Genomic DNA, 16,603 nt, shown 5'->3' on the forward strand with positions numbered 1-16,603 from the left:
CACACCAAATATCATTTAACATATCAACTTATGCACAAAAAAATAGAAGCTGAATTAGTAAGTCTAGCACACAGTATTTTAGAACAAAAAAATAATAATATTCTTGTGTTGCATAAAAAAGCACAAGCAATTTATGAAAAACTAACGGTTTTGAAATTTGTTGAATCAAATATAGAAGGTACTTTAAAAGATGAAGAACTTAATATAGAAGAGAAAAATGAAGATGTTGAAGTTACCGTACAATCTATAATTGAAGTTGAAAAAGAAAAGGAAGGAAAAGAACCGTTAATGGAAACTCAAGTTGAAGAAATTTTTAGTGAAAAAGATACGATGGCTAAAAATGATATGAAAGAAATACCATCAATTCAACCTAATTTAGATGAAGAATTTAAAGATGCAATTTCGGCCGATGTTGCAACCAATCTTTTTGAAAAAGCAACCAAAGAAAGTCCTACAGTTGATGAAGCCCCTACTAGTGGAAGTAGATCAATAAACGACGCTTTGTTTAAAAGTAATTTGCAAATTGGATTAAATGATAGAATTGCTTTTGTAAAGTATTTATTTGACGGAAGTCAAGAAGATTTTAACAGGGTGTTATCTCAGTTAAACTCATTTAAAACAGAAAAAGAAACGAAAGACTTTTTATTTAACTTAGTAAAACCCGATTATGATTGGAGTGGAAAAGAGGAATATGAAGAACGCTTAATAAACTTAATTGAACGTAAATTTATGTAGTATAAATGGATTATAAATTGCTTGAAAATGAATTAAAAAAAAGATTAGATTTTCCGTACTCTTGGGGTAGAAAACAGGTTGATAATTTTGATAAAGAAACTAATTTTATTTATAAAAGTGCTAATTTTGAAACGCTTTTAAAAGAAATTGAAACAAATTTTAAAGACACTTCAGTTTCTACAAGCTTTAAAAATTATGCTTTAAATAGGTGGTTTAATTTTTGGTCAGCAAAAGCAGTTGAAGAGTTTTTTTGTAAACATCAATCTGTTTATCCACATCAAAATACAAAGGATAAATATGTCGATTTTTTTATTCAACAAATTCCTTTTGATCATAAAACAACCATTTTCCCTAAAGGATTTAAAAAATCAATTCCTTATGCCATAGAGCATAAAAGAGAATTAATAAATTGGTTTTATAAAAACCAAAGCAAACAACAACGTAAACATTTTAAAAATAGGCTTTTTATTGTATTAATTAATACAGCAAACGAACAAGAACATTGGAAACTAAAAGCAGACTTAATGTGGTTAAAAAATATCATTTCAACTTATTTAAGTACTTTTGATGTTCAAAATTTAGAAAAATTTTATTTTCAAAATCAAATAATAACATCCGATATTATTTGGGCAATTAAATAATAATTTAACTAATATATTTATAAATCTCTAACATCAATAATCAATATTTAAATTGAATTATATAGGCTCAAAACATACATTATCTAAATTTATTAAAAACTCCATTATTGATACTGTTGATTTAGATATATCAAAGTTAATTTTTTGTGATTTGTTTGCTGGAACTGGAAGTGTAGGTAGGACTTTTAAACCTTTGGTTAAAAAAATTATTGCAAATGACGTAGAGTATTATAGTTATGTTTTAAATAGAAATTATATAGGAAATAATAAAGCGTATGATTATTCAAATTTTATTGATACGTTAAATAATTTAGAAGGTGTTGAAGGATTTATTTTTCAAAATTATAGTGAAGGAGGTAGCGGAAATAGACTTTATTTTTCTAAAGATAATGGAAAAAAAATTGATGCTGTGAGGCAAAAAATTGAAGAATGGAAACACTATAATAAAATAACAGAAGACCTTTATTTTTATTTACTAGCATCATTAATTGAAAGTGCCGATAAAGTTGCCAATACAGCCTCTGTTTATGGAGCTTACTTAAAAAGTCTTAAAAAATCTGCACAAAAAAAAATTCAAATAACACCAGCTTTTTTTTCCGAATCTAAACATACACATCAGGTTTTTAATGAAGACAGTAATCAACTTATCACCAAAATAAAAGGCGATATTTTGTATCTGGATCCACCATACAATTCGAGGCAATATGGAGCAAATTATCACATACTAACAACTATTGCTAAATATGATGACTTTGAACCAAAAGGGAAAACGGGTTTAAGAGCTTATTATAAATCATCTTATTGTAAGAAAAATGAAGTGAAAAAATCTTTCGAAGAGTTGATAAAAAATGCTAACTTTAGATACATTTTTTTAAGTTATAACAATGAGGGTTTAATGACTGAAAATGAGGTGAGTACTATAATGAGTACTTATGGAAAGTATAGTTTAAAAAAAGTTAATTATCAGCGCTTTAAAGCTGATAAGACAGAAAACAGAAATCACAAAGCAACTGAAACAGTTGAATATTTACATATATTAGAAAAACAATGATAGATTTAGCAAACCAATACAACAAACTTTTTGATGAGGTAATTGAAAAATACCATATAATTGATAGCGTGGACCAACCTTTTGAAAATCCTTATGATAAAAATTCTTTTGAGCATTTATTGTATAGAAAAAACTGGATAGATACGGTCCAATGGCATTATGAAGATATTATTCGTTTACCAGATATTAACCCTGAAGAAGCGATTGTTTTAAAAAGAAAAATTGATGCTTCTAATCAGGATAGGACGGATATGGTTGAATATATTGATAGCTATTTTTTGGATAAATTTAAAGATGTAAAAGTAAAAGAAGGAGCTAAAATAAATTCTGAAACTCCAGCTTGGGCTATAGATAGGTTATCAATTTTAGCACTTAAAATATATCATATGCGAGAAGAAGCAACAAGAGAAAGTGCTTCTGAAGAACATAGAGCAAAGTGTCAACAAAAATTAAATGTATTATTAGAACAAAGAGTAGACTTATCTACTGCAATTAATGAATTGTTACATGATTATGCCACAGGTGAAAAATACGTAAAAGTGTATAAACAAATGAAAATGTATAATGATGAGGATACCAATCCAATGTTATACAAAAAGAAATAAAATGTTTTAAAGAAGAAACAAAAAGGGTGTTTAATCGTCATAAATTAAACACCTTTTTTTATGAAAAACTATATTTTAACTTTTTTTGCAGTCATTGTATTAACTTCTTGTGCTGCACAAACGTCATTCAATTCCTTTTATTCAGAAAATAAACATGATTGTGAGTTTTCAATAAGTACACCAGCCTTTGTAGCCAATTTATTTATACCAAATGAGGATGTAAAAGAATTTGAGACATTATTAAAAAAAGTAAAACATTACAGAGTCATGATCTTTTCTGAGGGATCAAGATCACTTAATAAAAAATTTAATAGGTTTATAAAACAACACAAATATACTTCCATATTTAGATTGAATGAGAAAGGAGAACAAGTTGAATTGTATTTTTTGCAAAAGAAAAATAAAATTAGGGAATTGGTTTTAAAAGTAAAAAGCGATGAAGATTTTGTTTTACTTGGTTTAAAATCAAATATTTCTGAAGAAGATTTTAATAAAATTATTGAAGAATCAAATGTAAAATTAACGAGTAATTAAACTTAAAAAACTTTAACAAAAAGCCGTTTAGAATTCTAAACGGCTTTTTTGTTAGCTAAAATTTAGCTTATTTTTTAGAAAAAGTATAAGTAATACCAATATTTAACCCAAAAGAAGAATAAGGCACTCTTTCAGATAATTTTTTTGAAGGATCTGTATTAGCATTTGATAATTCATCTACATATGTTGTTTTTTTAACATATCCATCAGGCAGGTTATCTAATGTGTACAAACCAGGAACTGCAATAGTGCCATCTGCTAAAACAACATCAGTATTAAATTCTGCCAATTCAGAGTCTTTACGTTTAACACTAACACCCATATACTCAAGTTCAGTAAATAGAGACCATTTTTCACTTAAATCAAATTTGTATCCCATAGCAGCTACTATTCCTAAAGGTAATTTTCCATGGTAATCTTCTGTATATGTTGTATGTGTATATGATCCTGAAGGAAGATTAAGAGCTTGTGAGATAGTAATACCGTTTTCGGCGTCATACATATAGTTTTTATCATCTACTACAGCTTCTGTTTTACCACCAACTTTAAGTAATGCGCCAATTCTACCATAAAAATGACTGTTAAATTTATAAGTTAATTGAGGTAATACACCAAAAGCTCTACCTCTAGCTACAGCATCTGTAATTCTGTAGTTTGGAATATTAACATCGCTTTTGATTTGATCAGAACCATGTAAATATCCAAGTCCTAACTCAACTCCAAAAGTTTCATTGATAGAATATCCAAAACGTAATTGCCCATTTAAGCCTTCGCCATAACTTCCGTACGTATTTTCAGTTTTTGTTGCTGTTACTTTAGTACCCATTAATACACCAGCACTTGGGATTGCATAACCGCCACTAGCACTTACATAAAATTGTGCACTTGCACTTGTTGCAATAACCAAAGCAACCAATAATAGCATATGTTTTTTCATAATATAAAATTGTTTTTAATATAAGAACAAATTTATATTTTAAATGAAATTATAATGTGTCTAATGTTACTTTTGTATCATTAATGTGATAAATGTAATTTATTGAATCTTAAATTAAAAAATAGTTAATTTAAACCACTTTCTTTTTATTACTTCCTACAAAAACTTCATTTTCATTAATAATAACAGGTCGTTTTAAAAACGTATATTCATCTAAAATTAACTGTCGATAATCTTTTTCAGTTAAATTTTGATTTTTCAAGTCCATTTGTTTGTATTTTTTAGCTCTTCTGCTAAATAAAACTTCATAGCTTTTAGTTAAAGAAAAAAGTTCATCTAACTGTTTTACAGTAATTGGTTCTGTTTTAATTTCTTGTAGTATATAATTAGTAATATCCATTTCTTTTAAAATTCTTCTACAAGTATCACAAGTTTTTAAATAATAAATTTTTTTCATTTTTTAATAAATAGAGTTCTCAGTAAAATTACTGACTTTTTATTTTAAATTTGAATAAAATTAAAAATTCAAATTAGCATGCAAAATCAAATAGATACTTTACTTATTACAAGAAAATTTTTATTAAAAATTACAGAAAATTTAACCATTGAACAGCTGAATAAAATACCTGAAGGATTTAAAAATAATATTGCTTGGAATTTGACACATTTACTTGTAACTCAACAATTGTTGTGTTATAAATTATCTGGATTGAAATGTTTGGTGTCAAATGAAATGATAGAAAATTTTCAAAAAGGATCGGCACCAAATTACATGATTTCTGAAGCAGAATTTGCGACCATAAAAAAACAATTTTTAGAATTACCTCTACTCTTAAAAGAAGATTATGCTAAAGGAGTTTTTAAACAATACAATCAATACACAACAAGTATTAATGTTACTTTAAATTCTGTGGAAGATGCAATTTCATTCAATTTATACCATGAAGGTATTCATTTGGGAATCATTCTTCAACTTATGAAATTTATTTAGGATGAGTTTGTTTGCCATTGCCTCAATTTTAATTGTTATTTCTGCATTATTTGGATACTTAAATGTTCGTTATTTAAGGCTTCCAAATACGATAGGATTAATGGTAATTACCATTATTTTTACGTTATTAATTTTGGCAACAAGCTTTGTTGATGATACTTTGTTGGAGCATGAAAAACAATTAATTTCTCAAATAGATTTTAAAACTGTATTGTTAGATGTAATGTTAAGTTTTTTGCTATTTGCAGGTGCTTTACATACCAATTTTCAGCAACTAAAAATACAACGAAAACCAATTCTAACTTTTGCAACATTTAGTACTATTACCTCTACTTTTTTAGTAGGTGTATTAGTTTACTTTTTATTACAAATGCTTACTTTAGAAGTAGATTTTATTTACTGTTTATTATTTGGGGCATTAATTTCACCAACAGACCCAATTGCTGTTTTAGGCATCCTTAAGCAAGTTGGAGCACCTAAAAATTTAGAAACCAAAATTGTTGGTGAATCGTTGTTTAATGATGGAGTAGGAGTTGTTGTGTTTTTAACAATTTATCAAATCGCTAAAGGTGGTGGAGATGTTACTTTTATGCATGTAGCCGAAATGTTTTTAGTTGAAGTTATCGGAGGAATAGGTTTAGGATTTTTATTGGGATGGATAACTTACAAATTATTAAAATCTATAGATGATTATGATGTTGAAGTTATAATAACCATTGCAGCAGTTATGGGAGGAACCGTTTTAGCCCAGTATTTACATTTATCAGCTCCATTAGCTATGGTTACTGCAGGTTTAATAGTGGGACATGATACTGTTAGGCAAACAACAATGAGTAAAACTACAGAACAATATGTAGATAAATTTTGGGAGTTAATCGATATTTTATTGAATACCATTTTATTTGTAATGATTGGTATGGAAATTCTAATTCTTACCTATAACCATCAATACATTCTTGCAGGTATATTTTGTGTTCCAACCTTACTATTAGCTCGTTATTTATCGTTAATGTTGCCAATAAAACTATTTGCGAAAAAGTTAGATTTTGTACCAAACACAAATTTAATTATGACTTGGGGTGGTTTACGAGGAGGAATTTCTATTGCATTAGCATTGAGTTTAACTTCTGAAATGCATAGAGATTTATTTTTAGTAATTACCTATATTGTTGTAGTTTTTTCTATTATTGGACAAGGTTTAACTGTAGGGAAATTAATTAAAAGATTAAGTAAAGAATAAGTAAATTTGTAGCCTAATACAATTCTAAACAAAGAGAATACAAGATGAAATTTAACACTAAAACAATTCACGGAAATCAACAGCATGACCCATCAACTGGAGCGGTTATGCCTCCAATATATCAAACATCAACTTATGCTCAAGCTTCTCCAGGAGATCATAAGGGGTATGAATATTCTCGAACAGGAAATCCAACACGTACAGCTCTAGAAAATGCTTTCGCAAGTATTGAAAATGGAAAGTTTGGATTGGCTTTTGGTTCAGGGTTAGCAGCAATTGACTGTGTTTTAAAGTTATTGAAACCAGGAGATGAAGTAGTTTCTACAAATGACTTGTATGGTGGTTCTTACCGTATATTCACTAAAATATTTGAAAATTACGGAATTAAGTTTCATTTTATTGGAATGGAAAACGCAACAAATATTGAAAGTTATATTTCTAACAAAACTAAATTAATTTGGGTGGAAACGCCAACAAACCCCATGATGAATATCATAGATATTGTGGCAGTTTCAAAAGTAGCAAAGAAGCATAAGGTTTTATTAGCTGTAGATAATACATTTGCAACACCTTATTTACAAAACCCATTAAATTTGGGTGCCGATATTGTAATGCACTCTGCAACTAAATATTTAGGAGGTCATTCGGATGTTGTTATGGGAGCTTTAATAGTGAATGATAAAACATTAGCAGATCAACTGTATTTTATCCAAAATTCTTGTGGAGCTGTTTGTGGTCCAATGGATAGTTTTTTGGTGTTAAGAGGAATTAAAACATTGCATGTGCGTATGCAACGTCATTGTGAAAATGGGAAAGCTGTAGCGCAATATTTGGCAAAGCACCCTAAAATTGAAAAGGTATATTGGCCAGGTTTTGAAGATCATCCAAATCATGAAGTGGCAAAAAATCAAATGAAAGATTTTGGAGGTATGGTGTCTTTTGTAACTAAAGGGAATAAGATAGAAGATGCATTTAAGATTGTTGAAAATTTAAAAATATTTACTTTGGCTGAATCTTTAGGTGGTGTTGAATCTTTAAGTGGTCATCCAGCAAGTATGACTCATGCATCTATTCCAAAAGAAGAACGTGAAAAAACCGGTGTAGTAGATTCTTTAATTAGATTAAGTGTTGGTATTGAAGATGAGCAAGATTTGATAGAAGATTTAGAACAAGCCTTAAAACTTATTTAGAAAGCTACCTTAAAAATAAATATAAAAAAAGGAGCTTTTAAAAGCTCCTTTTTTATTGAGAATATATTTTAGTTTAAATAGTAAACGTATCCTACATGAACCCATAATAACCAGTCGTTATATTTGTTAGCAGGATCATTTTTAGCATTTAATCCATCTACATAATTTGAAAAGAAATATTGCCAACGAGATTCTATTAAAATATCAGAATATTCACCTAATTTACGTCTAGTTCCAATTCCTAAAGTTGCAGAACCCGTCACATTAGATTTCATTTTAGTAGCCCCTGGAACAGCCCATTTAGGATAGAGTAAATTTGGATTTGCTTCCCAATCTCCTAAATCAGATTTTAATGATGGATTGTAAAAATCAACCATTAAACCAGCACTTAAATAAGGAGACCATTTTAAATCTGGAATTCTTCTAGATCCAAAGTCTACAATATCAACAATATGAAATTCTAACTGCGCTCCTAAATTAAGCAATTTAGTTTCTCCGTGCATTGCACGTAATTTATCTGCTTCGGGTGTAGTTTTAGATTCATCAACCCATTTCCCAAAATGATCTAATTCTGCAGACATATACGAAACTTCAGCTCTTACTCTAAAATGTTCAGCAAAATAGCTAGTTCTTTGATTCCATCGATACCTATAATCAGTAAAATTTAAGTAATAAATTACACCAACCCCCATACCTATATTACCAGCTACATTACTTTTTAAGTGATTTCGTTGCCCATAATCTGTTGTGAAAGATGCTGATCCTGAAATAAAGCCCACTTCGTGACTAGCTTCGTCTTGTGCATTACTATTTATTGAAAATAATAGTAATAGAATTGAGGTTGTTATTTTTATAATTTTATTCAAAAAAGAAAAAATTTAGAGATTCAAATGTAATAAAAACTTAAAGAAATACCATAATTAAATAAAAACTAATCTAAATTAAAAGGCTGGTTGACATCCCAATTGGCTCTCAACTCTATTATTTCATCAAAATATTTTACAACTTCAGGCTGTTTTTTTGTTAGAAAGTCTCCAGTATCCCAAATGCCATTTCCATTTTCATCAATAGTAACTCTAACAGTATAATTTCCAGGATTTAAAAAATCAAATTTCACAACTTGAGGCTCTTTAACTTTAGAAGTTCTAATTAAATTATTTTTATCATCTAAAAGTTCTACAATTAAAGCTGTTTTTTTACTTGCAGATAAATTAACATTAATAATACCATAATCTTCAGTGGTTTTTGTTTTTAATTTAAAAGATAAGGTATCATTTGAAATTTCATAAATATCTGTAATTGTTTTAGGTAATAACTCAAAATTATACTCGCTATTGTGTTTTTTATCAAAATTGAGGTATAATTTGTTTTTAGAAGGTGCTAAAATTGGTGTAAATTCTACTGCAGTAGAGTCTTGATCAATAATTTTAATTTTGGATTTATCAAAAGCTACAATTGGGGTGTTAGTTGCTATGGAAAAGGTGTCTAACAAGTGTAAAACACTATTGGTGCTTTTTTGAATTTTTAACGAATCAATTTTAGAGCTTCTTGGTTTAAAAGTATATTCTTGGTAAAATTCATCCTTTGAGACTATAAAATTTAATGAATCTGTTTCAAATGGAGTGTACCAATAATTTATAGTGTCTTTATCTTTTTCGTAAATAATTTGCGATTTAAAATTTTCTGGAGTTTTGGTTAGAAGTTCAATTTTTAAATCTTTAGCATTTCCTAAAAAACCAAATATGGCATGACCTTTATTAACTTCTTTTGGTTTAATAACGTTTAGTTCAGGAATTTCTTTGAAAATATTAAAATTGTAACTTTTATCAGTTGGTAGGGTTACTGTATCATTAATAAAACCAATTTTATCAATTTCAGGATTGTAAATTTTATTTCCGTTGGCATCTTTTAAAGCTATCAATAAATATTTTCCAGCTCTAAGGTTTGTAAGTTCAAATAAAGTGCTATCTAAGGTGTTTGCAATATAACGAGGCTTTTCTTTATAAATAATTGAATCTGTATAGGTTTCGTTATATTCATAGAGCATAACATCTATGCCTGAAACCATTTCTTTAACCATTGGATCGATTACTTTACCTGATAAGTTTAAGGAATCAATATAATTACCTGTAGAAAAAACATATTTGAAATTACCTAATTCATTTTCTTCATTATTATCTACAATACTATTGCCAAAATTAAAAGCGTAAGTTGTATTTTGATCTAATGTGTCTAATATTTTAATTGAAATAAACTTGCTTGCGGTTCCAACTGGAGATATAATTGGATCGTATTTTTGAGGAGGTGAAATGACCAGTTGTTTTTTTACATCTTTAAGTTTAATGTATTCATCAAAATATATTCTTATTTTGGTTTCTTTAAAATTAGTTGTTTCAATAGCTGGAATTGCTTTTATTAAAACTGGAGGAATACTATCTTTATCACCACCTGTAGGAGTACCTCTTCTAGCGCAATTAAAAAATAAGCTTGTGAATACAATCACAGCGATAAACTTTAATAAAGAATGCCTCATAAGTTGTTTTTTGGTTACAAAATAACAATTATTTTATTTAAAAAACGCACTAAAATTAGGAGTATTGTAAATTATGTTCTTTTATTTAGTATAAGCCATACACGCAATACTAATTTTAATGTTTTTGCTTTTATTTAAGGCTAAATAACAAGCTTCAAGCGTTGCACCGGTAGTAATAATATCATCAATTAATAAAATGTGTTTATTATTTAATACAGCAGGATTTTCTACAAAAAATAATTCGCTTACATTTTTCCACCTTTCAAAGCGTAATTTTTTGGTTTGTGTTTTAGTTGACGAAATTCTAGTTAAAATTTTTTCGGAATAGGGAATTTGAAGGTTTTCAGACAGGCTTTTTCCAAATTCAGAAACCTGATTGTAACCTCTTTTTTTAAGCTTTTTTTTGTGAAGCGGAACAGGAATTATATAATCTATAGTATTAAATCTGTTGCTTTGTAGCATTTCTTCACTAAGCCAGCCGCCTAAGAGTTTCCCAATTTCTTGTTGATTTTTATATTTTAAATTGTGAATTAATTGTTGAATGATTCCTTTTTTTAAAAAATAACATAAAGCAGTAGCACCTTCAATAGGAATTCTTCCATAAAATGCTTTTTCAACTAAATTACTTTTTTCAAAACTAAAGTTTGTCAATGGCAACTCATGTCTACAATTAATACAAATTAAGTTTTCATGAGTTGTTAAAGGTTCGTAGCAACCCAAACATAATTTTGGATAAAAAATAGAAAGTATTTCATTTAAAAAAATCATAGCAAATCTTTTTTGATAAAGAATTTAAATTTAATTAAAAAAATATAAGCATAAATATTTTAAAATAAGATTATGATAATTAGACAGGTTTTTGTAAATTTATAGCACCTCTATTAAAATAGTTACCTCAAAAATATTTGTTAATTTTATTATAATTTATTCGCATTTTTTGCGTTAAATTGTAATACTAAAATATTCAAACAATGGAAGAAAACAAAAAATCAAACAACAAGGTAATAGTTATAATATTAGCCTTATTGTTAATAGGTGTAGTGGCATATACTCTTTATAATAGAAGTGAGTACACAAAACTAACCAATGCAATTGAAGAGGAAAAAGAAGAGATTGAGCAAAATTTAGATAGTATGATAGTGAAGTATGAGGATGCTATTGCGCAAAAAACTTCTATGTCAAATGAATTAGCTATAGAACGTGACAGAATTATAGCTTTAAGAGATTCTGTAAAAGATATGAAAGCTACTAATTATAGCTTAATGAGACGTTATAAAAAACAAATTGCCAATTTAGAGGAAACAAACCGACGTTTATTTTATTTAAACGATTCTTTAACAGGACAAAATCAACTATTAGCAATGAATCTTGACAGTGCAAATGTTAAAATATCTAATCAAATAGCAATTAATGACACGTTATCTATGCAAAATTTAAATTTAGCAGAAAAAGTTGCTATTGGTTCAGTATTAAAGTTAAGTACATCAAAAGTGATTGCCATGAGAGAACGTTCAAGTGGTAAATTAGTTGAAACTTCAAGATCAAGAAATACAGATGCTTTTAGAATTAACTTTACGGTTGGAAAAAATGAAATTTCAGAGCAAGGTGAACGTCAAGTTTACGTTCAAATAGTAGATTCTAAAGGAAATACTATTGCAGGCAAAGGAGAATTAATTTTAACCGGCGGAACTTCAATAACTTATAGTGATAACACCACAATTAACTATTTAAACGAATCGGTAGATGTAATATCTTTAGTAGAAGTGAATAGAGACAATATTGAAAAAGGTGTTTATACAGTAAATATTTTTATAGACAATAAATTTGTTGGAGCAACAAAAGCAATGTTAAAGTAAAGAAGACAACTCCAATTTAATAATTGTTTAATGTTAAATGGGTGGAAATAGTTTTGGCTATTTCCACTTTTTTATTTTTTTCTACTAAAACCTTTCCTATTTTTGCAGCATGGCAAATCAAGATGATCAATTTAAAAAAGTAGTTTCACACGCAAAAGAGTACGGATACGTATTTCAATCTAGTGAAATTTATGATGGTTTAAGCGCAGTATATGACTATGCGCAAAACGGTGTAGAATTAAAGAAAAATATAAGAGACTATTGGTGGAAAGCAATGGTGCAAATGCACGAAAATATTGTTGGGTTAGATGCCGCAATTTTTATGCATCCAACAACATGGAAAGCTTCTGGCCATATAGATGCTTTTAACGATCCTTTAATTGATAATAAAGACTCTAAAAAAAGATATAGAGCAGATGTTTTAATTGAAGACTATGTTGGAAAACTTGACGCTAAAATTGAAAAGGAAGTTACAAAAGCTCAAAAAAGATTTGGAGATGCCTTTGATAAAGAACAATTTTTAGCAACAAACCCAAGAGTTTTAGGATACAAAGAAAAAGGAGAAGCTATTTTAAAGCGAATGGGACAATCTTTAGAAAATGAAGATTTAGCTGATGTTAAAGCTTTAATTGAAGAATTAGAAATTGTTTGTCCGTTGTCTGGTTCAAAAAATTGGACAGATGTAAAGCAGTTTAATTTAATGTTTGGAACAAAATTAGGCGCCTCTGCAGACACTGCTATGGATTTGTATTTACGTCCTGAAACAGCTCAAGGTATTTTTGTTAATTTTTTAAATGTTCAAAAAACAGGTAGAATGAAAATTCCTTTTGGGATAGCTCAAACAGGAAAAGCATTTAGAAATGAAATAGTTGCGCGTCAGTTTATTTTCCGTATGCGTGAGTTTGAACAAATGGAAATGCAATTTTTTGTTCGCCCTGGAACCCAAAAAGAATGGTATGAGGAATGGAAACAAACACGTTTAAAATGGCATTTATCTTTAGGAATGGGCGCTGAAAATTATCGTTTTCATGACCATGAAAAATTGGCACATTATGCAGATGCTGCGGCTGATATAGAATTTAAATTTCCATTTGGATTTAAAGAGTTGGAGGGAATACACTCTCGTACAGATTTTGATTTATCGAGTCATGAAAAATATTCTGGAAAAAAATTACAATATTTTGATCCTGAAATAAATGAGCGTTATGTACCTTATGTTGTAGAAACTTCCATAGGTTTAGACAGAATGTTTTTAGCAGTCTTTTCTAATTCTTTACAAGAGGAAGCATTAGAAAATGGGACAACGCGTACAGTGCTTAAATTACCTGCGGTATTGGCTCCTACAAAAGCAGCTGTTTTACCATTGGTAAAAAAAGATGGTTTGCCAGAAATTGCACGTCAAATTGTTGATGAATTAAAATGGGATTTTAATGTTGATTATGACGAGAAAGATGCTGTTGGAAGACGCTATAGAAGACAAGATGCTGCTGGAACACCATTTTGTATTACAGTAGATCACGATACATTAAAAGACCAATCGGTTACCATTAGATATAGAGATACAATGGAACAACAACGAGTAAAAATTTCTGAACTTAAAGAAATAATTAAAAAAGAAGTAGATGTAAAAAATTGGTTGATGAAAATGTAATCAGTTTTAACTCAAACCAAAAAAAGCCTTGCATTAGCAAGGCTTTTTTTGGTTAAAATCTTTTTCCAAGTGTTAAACCAGCTCTTGGAACTCCGTCAATACTTTCATTATTTATAATATTTCTACCAACCCCAAAATAGAGCTCAAAAAGCCAATTATTGTTGGTTATCCATTTTCCGCCAATGGCAATACCTAGGGCAAGCCCAGTTTCAGTATTTGTAACTTTAGAAGCTCCTAAATAATAAATTTCGTCTTCCACTACATTTAACATGCTAAAAGCTTCTGCAAAAAAACCCGCGGCTTTTTTTTGTCCAAAGTAAAATCTATAATAAGGTGTTAACGCAAATTTTAAATCATCTTCATTAAAACCAAAAGTTACACTTGTTCCAATAGCAGACTCATCACTTAATATATATTCGTAAGTAATTTCAGGTAATTCTGCTAAGGTATAACCTACATTTAATTTAAGTTCGTGTTTTTTTGGAGTTGAATTTGAATTGTTTTGTGCAAAAACTGTAAGGGTTAAAAATAAACAAGGAAGAAGTAGTATTTTTTTCATACGATAATTTTTAATTGTAAAGCAAATGTACTATCAATAATTAAACCAAAATAAAAATATTTAAAATTTTTGGTGGTTAAAATAAAGATTGTTGTTTGCTTCCATTTTCGTGTTCTAACAACCATTTTTTTCTCCATAATCCACCAGCATACCCAGTTAATGATCCGTTAGTTCCAATTATTCTATGGCAAGGTATTACAATCCAAATTGGATTTTTTCCGTTAGCAGAAGCAACAGCTCTAATAGCTTTTGGATCTCCTATTTTTTTGGTTTGTTCCAAATAAGTTCGTGTTTTTCCAAATGGGACATTCAATAACTCTTTCCAAACTTTTTTTTGAAAACTGGTTCCTTGCGGATTTAATTTTAGATTAAAAGTAGTTCTAGTTCCTTTAAAATATTCATCTAATTGCTGAATACATTCTTTTAAACAGTTAGGAATATTTTTAGAGGTTTCAATTTCATTATCTAAAACTGTAACAGCTATAATTCCGTCTTCATCTCCAATAATTTTGGCTGTTCCAATAGGTGTTTTATAATATGCAGTTGGTTTAGATTCCAAATATCTTTTTTGAATTTTGTGTGGTTATTTCAGCAACTTCTTCAGCAGTTGAGTTATAAATATCTGCTAATTTATTTAAAACATTGATAATATAACTGCTTTCATTTCTTTTTCCTCTAAAAGGAGAGGGTGCTAAATAAGGAGCGTCTGTTTCCAATACAATGTGATTTAAAGGAATTTGGTTTAAAAATTGGTCTATTTTACCATTTTTAAAAGTTACAACTCCACCAATTCCTAATTTCATGTTGAACGAAATTGCTTTTTTTGCTTGTTCTAATGTTCCAGTAAAACAATGAAATATTCCAATTAATCTTTCATCTTTAACTTCTTCTAAAACTTCAAAAATTTCATCAAAAGCATCTCTACAATGAATAACTATTGGAAGGTTTTTTTCTTTTGCCCAGTTTATTTGTGTTTTAAAAGCGTGTTGTTGCTGTTTTAAAAATGTTTTATCCCAATACAAATCGATGCCTATTTCACCTACTGCGTAAAAATTTCTTTTATTTAATTGCTTTTTTACAAAAGCCAATTCTTCTTCTACGTTATCTTTTACATGTGTAGGGTGTAGTCCCATCATTAAAAAAGTATTTTTTGGATACTGTTTTTCTAGAGTTAACATTGCGTTAAAATAAGTGGAGTCTATGGCAGGAATAAATAAACGAGATACACCAGCATCTATAGCTCGTTGTATCATTTCATTTCTGTCTTCATCAAATTGTTCACTATATAAGTGTGTATGTGTATCGGTAATTATCATGATACAAAAGTAAGATAAAGCTTAAAAGTAAAAAGTAGTTGTTACAATTTCCTTAATAATTTTTTAGCTTGTTTAAACTCTTCGGCACTTTTAGGAATTGTTTTTAATACTTTTTTACATTCCAAATACTTTTTTTGTTTTAATAAACTAAGCGCTTTATACCAAATTGCTTGGTTAACTAATGCTGAATTTCCATTACTTATTTTATCGAAAATAGCTTCGGCTTCAAAAAAATTATTGAGTTCTAATAAGCAAATTCCTTTGTATAATAAAATTTCAGTATCATTTAAATATATTTGAGATAAGGTGTTTAGTTGTTCTAGAGCTTCATTATAATTTTTAGAATTGAAAGCTGCTTCAGCCTTAGAAATTGCTTGGTTGTTTTCACTTCTAACAACTAGCTCTAATTTATGATGGTTAGAAAAATCACTATAAACAGGGTCTCCATTTTTAAATAAAAAGAATCCAATTAGTAATGCAATACTTGCCGCTACCATTAATTTTTTATAATTGAATAATGAGATTACTTTGGTTTCTTTTTTAAGGTGTTTATTTCCTAAACTAGTTAATGTTTTTTTAAGTTCTTGTTCTTTTTCTTCATTGCTAAACTTTGAGGCTAAAGATGAGTTTAAGGCTTTATAAATTTCAAATTCATATTTAAAATCAACATCTGACTGAATTTTCTCTTCAAATAATTTAAGTTCTTCGTTAGAGAGTTTATTGGTTAAATAATTTTCAAATGTTATATATCTTTCATCTTCCAT

Annotated in this window: 18 protein-coding genes and 1 pseudogene; 10 read left to right on the plus strand and 9 right to left on the minus strand. The window is 28.5% G+C overall.

What is annotated here, in order from left to right; translation table 11 throughout:
• The first annotated feature begins 30 nt into the window (after positions 1 to 30).
• From ACFQZW_RS06605 to ACFQZW_RS06625, 5 genes are read left to right on the plus strand one after another with little or no spacing between them, the layout of a single operon-like run.
• Positions 31 to 735: a hypothetical protein gene (locus tag ACFQZW_RS06605; RefSeq protein ID WP_386781912.1), complete on the plus strand. Its 705-nt coding sequence runs from the start codon at positions 31 to 33 to the stop codon at positions 733 to 735.
• 5 nt (positions 736 to 740) lie between these two features.
• Positions 741 to 1,376, plus strand: coding sequence for a hypothetical protein (locus ACFQZW_RS06610; RefSeq protein ID WP_386781914.1), 636 nt, complete (start codon positions 741 to 743; stop codon positions 1,374 to 1,376).
• 52 nt (positions 1,377 to 1,428) lie between these two features.
• Complete coding sequence (locus ACFQZW_RS06615) at positions 1,429 to 2,427, plus strand: DNA adenine methylase (RefSeq protein ID WP_386781916.1); 999 nt, start codon at positions 1,429 to 1,431, stop codon at positions 2,425 to 2,427.
• Positions 2,424 to 3,032, plus strand: a complete 609-nt coding sequence (locus ACFQZW_RS06620; RefSeq protein WP_298265323.1) for a DUF4254 domain-containing protein — start codon at positions 2,424 to 2,426, stop codon at positions 3,030 to 3,032. The genes ACFQZW_RS06615 and ACFQZW_RS06620 overlap by 4 nt, the downstream gene beginning before the upstream one ends.
• A 60-nt stretch (positions 3,033 to 3,092) precedes the next feature.
• Entirely contained in the window at positions 3,093 to 3,566 is a 474-nt protein-coding gene (locus ACFQZW_RS06625; RefSeq protein ID WP_386781919.1) for a DUF4252 domain-containing protein, read from the plus strand.
• Between the two features lie 67 nt (positions 3,567 to 3,633).
• On the opposite strand, the gene ACFQZW_RS06630 is transcribed toward ACFQZW_RS06625, so the two are convergent.
• Together ACFQZW_RS06630 and ACFQZW_RS06635 are read right to left on the minus strand one after the other, a co-directional pair.
• Complete coding sequence (locus ACFQZW_RS06630; RefSeq protein WP_298265327.1) at positions 3,634 to 4,503, minus strand: outer membrane beta-barrel protein; 870 nt, start codon at positions 4,501 to 4,503, stop codon at positions 3,634 to 3,636.
• Positions 4,504 to 4,633: 130 nt separating this feature from the next.
• On the minus strand, positions 4,634 to 4,960 hold the full coding sequence (locus tag ACFQZW_RS06635; protein ID WP_298265329.1) for an arsenate reductase family protein: 327 nt from the start codon (positions 4,958 to 4,960) through the stop codon (positions 4,634 to 4,636).
• A 78-nt stretch (positions 4,961 to 5,038) separates the two neighbouring features.
• On the opposite strand from ACFQZW_RS06635, the gene ACFQZW_RS06640 reads away from it, so the two are divergent.
• The 3 genes and pseudogenes from ACFQZW_RS06640 to ACFQZW_RS06650 form a co-directional block, all read left to right on the plus strand.
• Positions 5,039 to 5,494, plus strand: coding sequence for a DinB family protein (locus ACFQZW_RS06640; protein ID WP_298265331.1), 456 nt, complete (start codon positions 5,039 to 5,041; stop codon positions 5,492 to 5,494).
• A gap of 1 nt (position 5,495) precedes the next feature.
• On the plus strand, positions 5,496 to 6,734 hold the full coding sequence (locus ACFQZW_RS06645) for a cation:proton antiporter (protein ID WP_298284887.1): 1,239 nt from the start codon (positions 5,496 to 5,498) through the stop codon (positions 6,732 to 6,734).
• A 38-nt stretch (positions 6,735 to 6,772) separates the two neighbouring features.
• Positions 6,773 to 7,924, plus strand: a pseudogene (locus ACFQZW_RS06650) (cystathionine gamma-synthase); the annotation flags it as partial.
• A gap of 68 nt (positions 7,925 to 7,992) precedes the next feature.
• Here the strand turns inward: ACFQZW_RS06650 and ACFQZW_RS06655 are convergent.
• From ACFQZW_RS06655 to ACFQZW_RS06665, 3 genes are all read right to left on the minus strand, one after another.
• Positions 7,993 to 8,790, minus strand: coding sequence for a THC0290_0291 family protein (locus tag ACFQZW_RS06655; RefSeq protein ID WP_298265335.1), 798 nt, complete (start codon positions 8,788 to 8,790; stop codon positions 7,993 to 7,995).
• A gap of 65 nt (positions 8,791 to 8,855) precedes the next feature.
• On the minus strand, positions 8,856 to 10,457 hold the full coding sequence (locus tag ACFQZW_RS06660) for an Ig-like domain-containing protein (protein ID WP_386781923.1): 1,602 nt from the start codon (positions 10,455 to 10,457) through the stop codon (positions 8,856 to 8,858).
• An 81-nt stretch (positions 10,458 to 10,538) separates the two neighbouring features.
• On the minus strand, positions 10,539 to 11,225 hold the full coding sequence (locus ACFQZW_RS06665) for a ComF family protein (RefSeq protein ID WP_386781925.1): 687 nt from the start codon (positions 11,223 to 11,225) through the stop codon (positions 10,539 to 10,541).
• Between the two features lie 203 nt (positions 11,226 to 11,428).
• Here ACFQZW_RS06665 and ACFQZW_RS06670 point away from each other — a divergent pair, with 203 nt between their 5' ends.
• Entirely contained in the window at positions 11,429 to 12,313 is an 885-nt protein-coding gene (locus ACFQZW_RS06670) for a hypothetical protein (RefSeq protein ID WP_386781927.1), read from the plus strand.
• A gap of 109 nt (positions 12,314 to 12,422) precedes the next feature.
• Positions 12,423 to 13,964, plus strand: a complete 1,542-nt coding sequence (locus ACFQZW_RS06675) for a glycine--tRNA ligase (RefSeq protein WP_298265342.1) — start codon at positions 12,423 to 12,425, stop codon at positions 13,962 to 13,964.
• Positions 13,965 to 14,016: 52 nt separating this feature from the next.
• On the opposite strand, the gene ACFQZW_RS06680 is transcribed toward ACFQZW_RS06675, so the two are convergent.
• The 4 genes from ACFQZW_RS06680 to ACFQZW_RS06695 all read right to left on the minus strand — a co-directional run bounded on the left by ACFQZW_RS06680 (position 14,017) and on the right by ACFQZW_RS06695 (position 16,603).
• Positions 14,017 to 14,523 (minus strand): DUF3575 domain-containing protein, encoded by a 507-nt coding sequence (locus ACFQZW_RS06680; RefSeq protein WP_298265344.1) that lies wholly within the window; start codon positions 14,521 to 14,523, stop codon positions 14,017 to 14,019.
• A 76-nt stretch (positions 14,524 to 14,599) separates the two neighbouring features.
• Positions 14,600 to 15,082: a methylated-DNA--[protein]-cysteine S-methyltransferase gene (locus tag ACFQZW_RS06685; protein ID WP_298284876.1), complete on the minus strand. Its 483-nt coding sequence runs from the start codon at positions 15,080 to 15,082 to the stop codon at positions 14,600 to 14,602.
• Entirely contained in the window at positions 15,072 to 15,839 is a 768-nt protein-coding gene (locus tag ACFQZW_RS06690; RefSeq protein ID WP_298265348.1) for a TatD family hydrolase, read from the minus strand. The genes ACFQZW_RS06685 and ACFQZW_RS06690 overlap by 11 nt, the downstream gene beginning before the upstream one ends.
• Positions 15,840 to 15,880: 41 nt before the next feature.
• The gene (locus ACFQZW_RS06695) at positions 15,881 to 16,603 is read right to left on the minus strand and encodes a tetratricopeptide repeat protein (RefSeq protein ID WP_386781932.1); all 723 of its coding nucleotides are present in this window, start codon (positions 16,601 to 16,603) and stop codon (positions 15,881 to 15,883) included.

The sequence above is a fragment of the Lutibacter aestuarii genome, assembly GCF_042676885.1.
GTDB classification, from domain to species: Bacteria; Bacteroidota; Bacteroidia; order Flavobacteriales; family Flavobacteriaceae; genus Lutibacter; species Lutibacter aestuarii.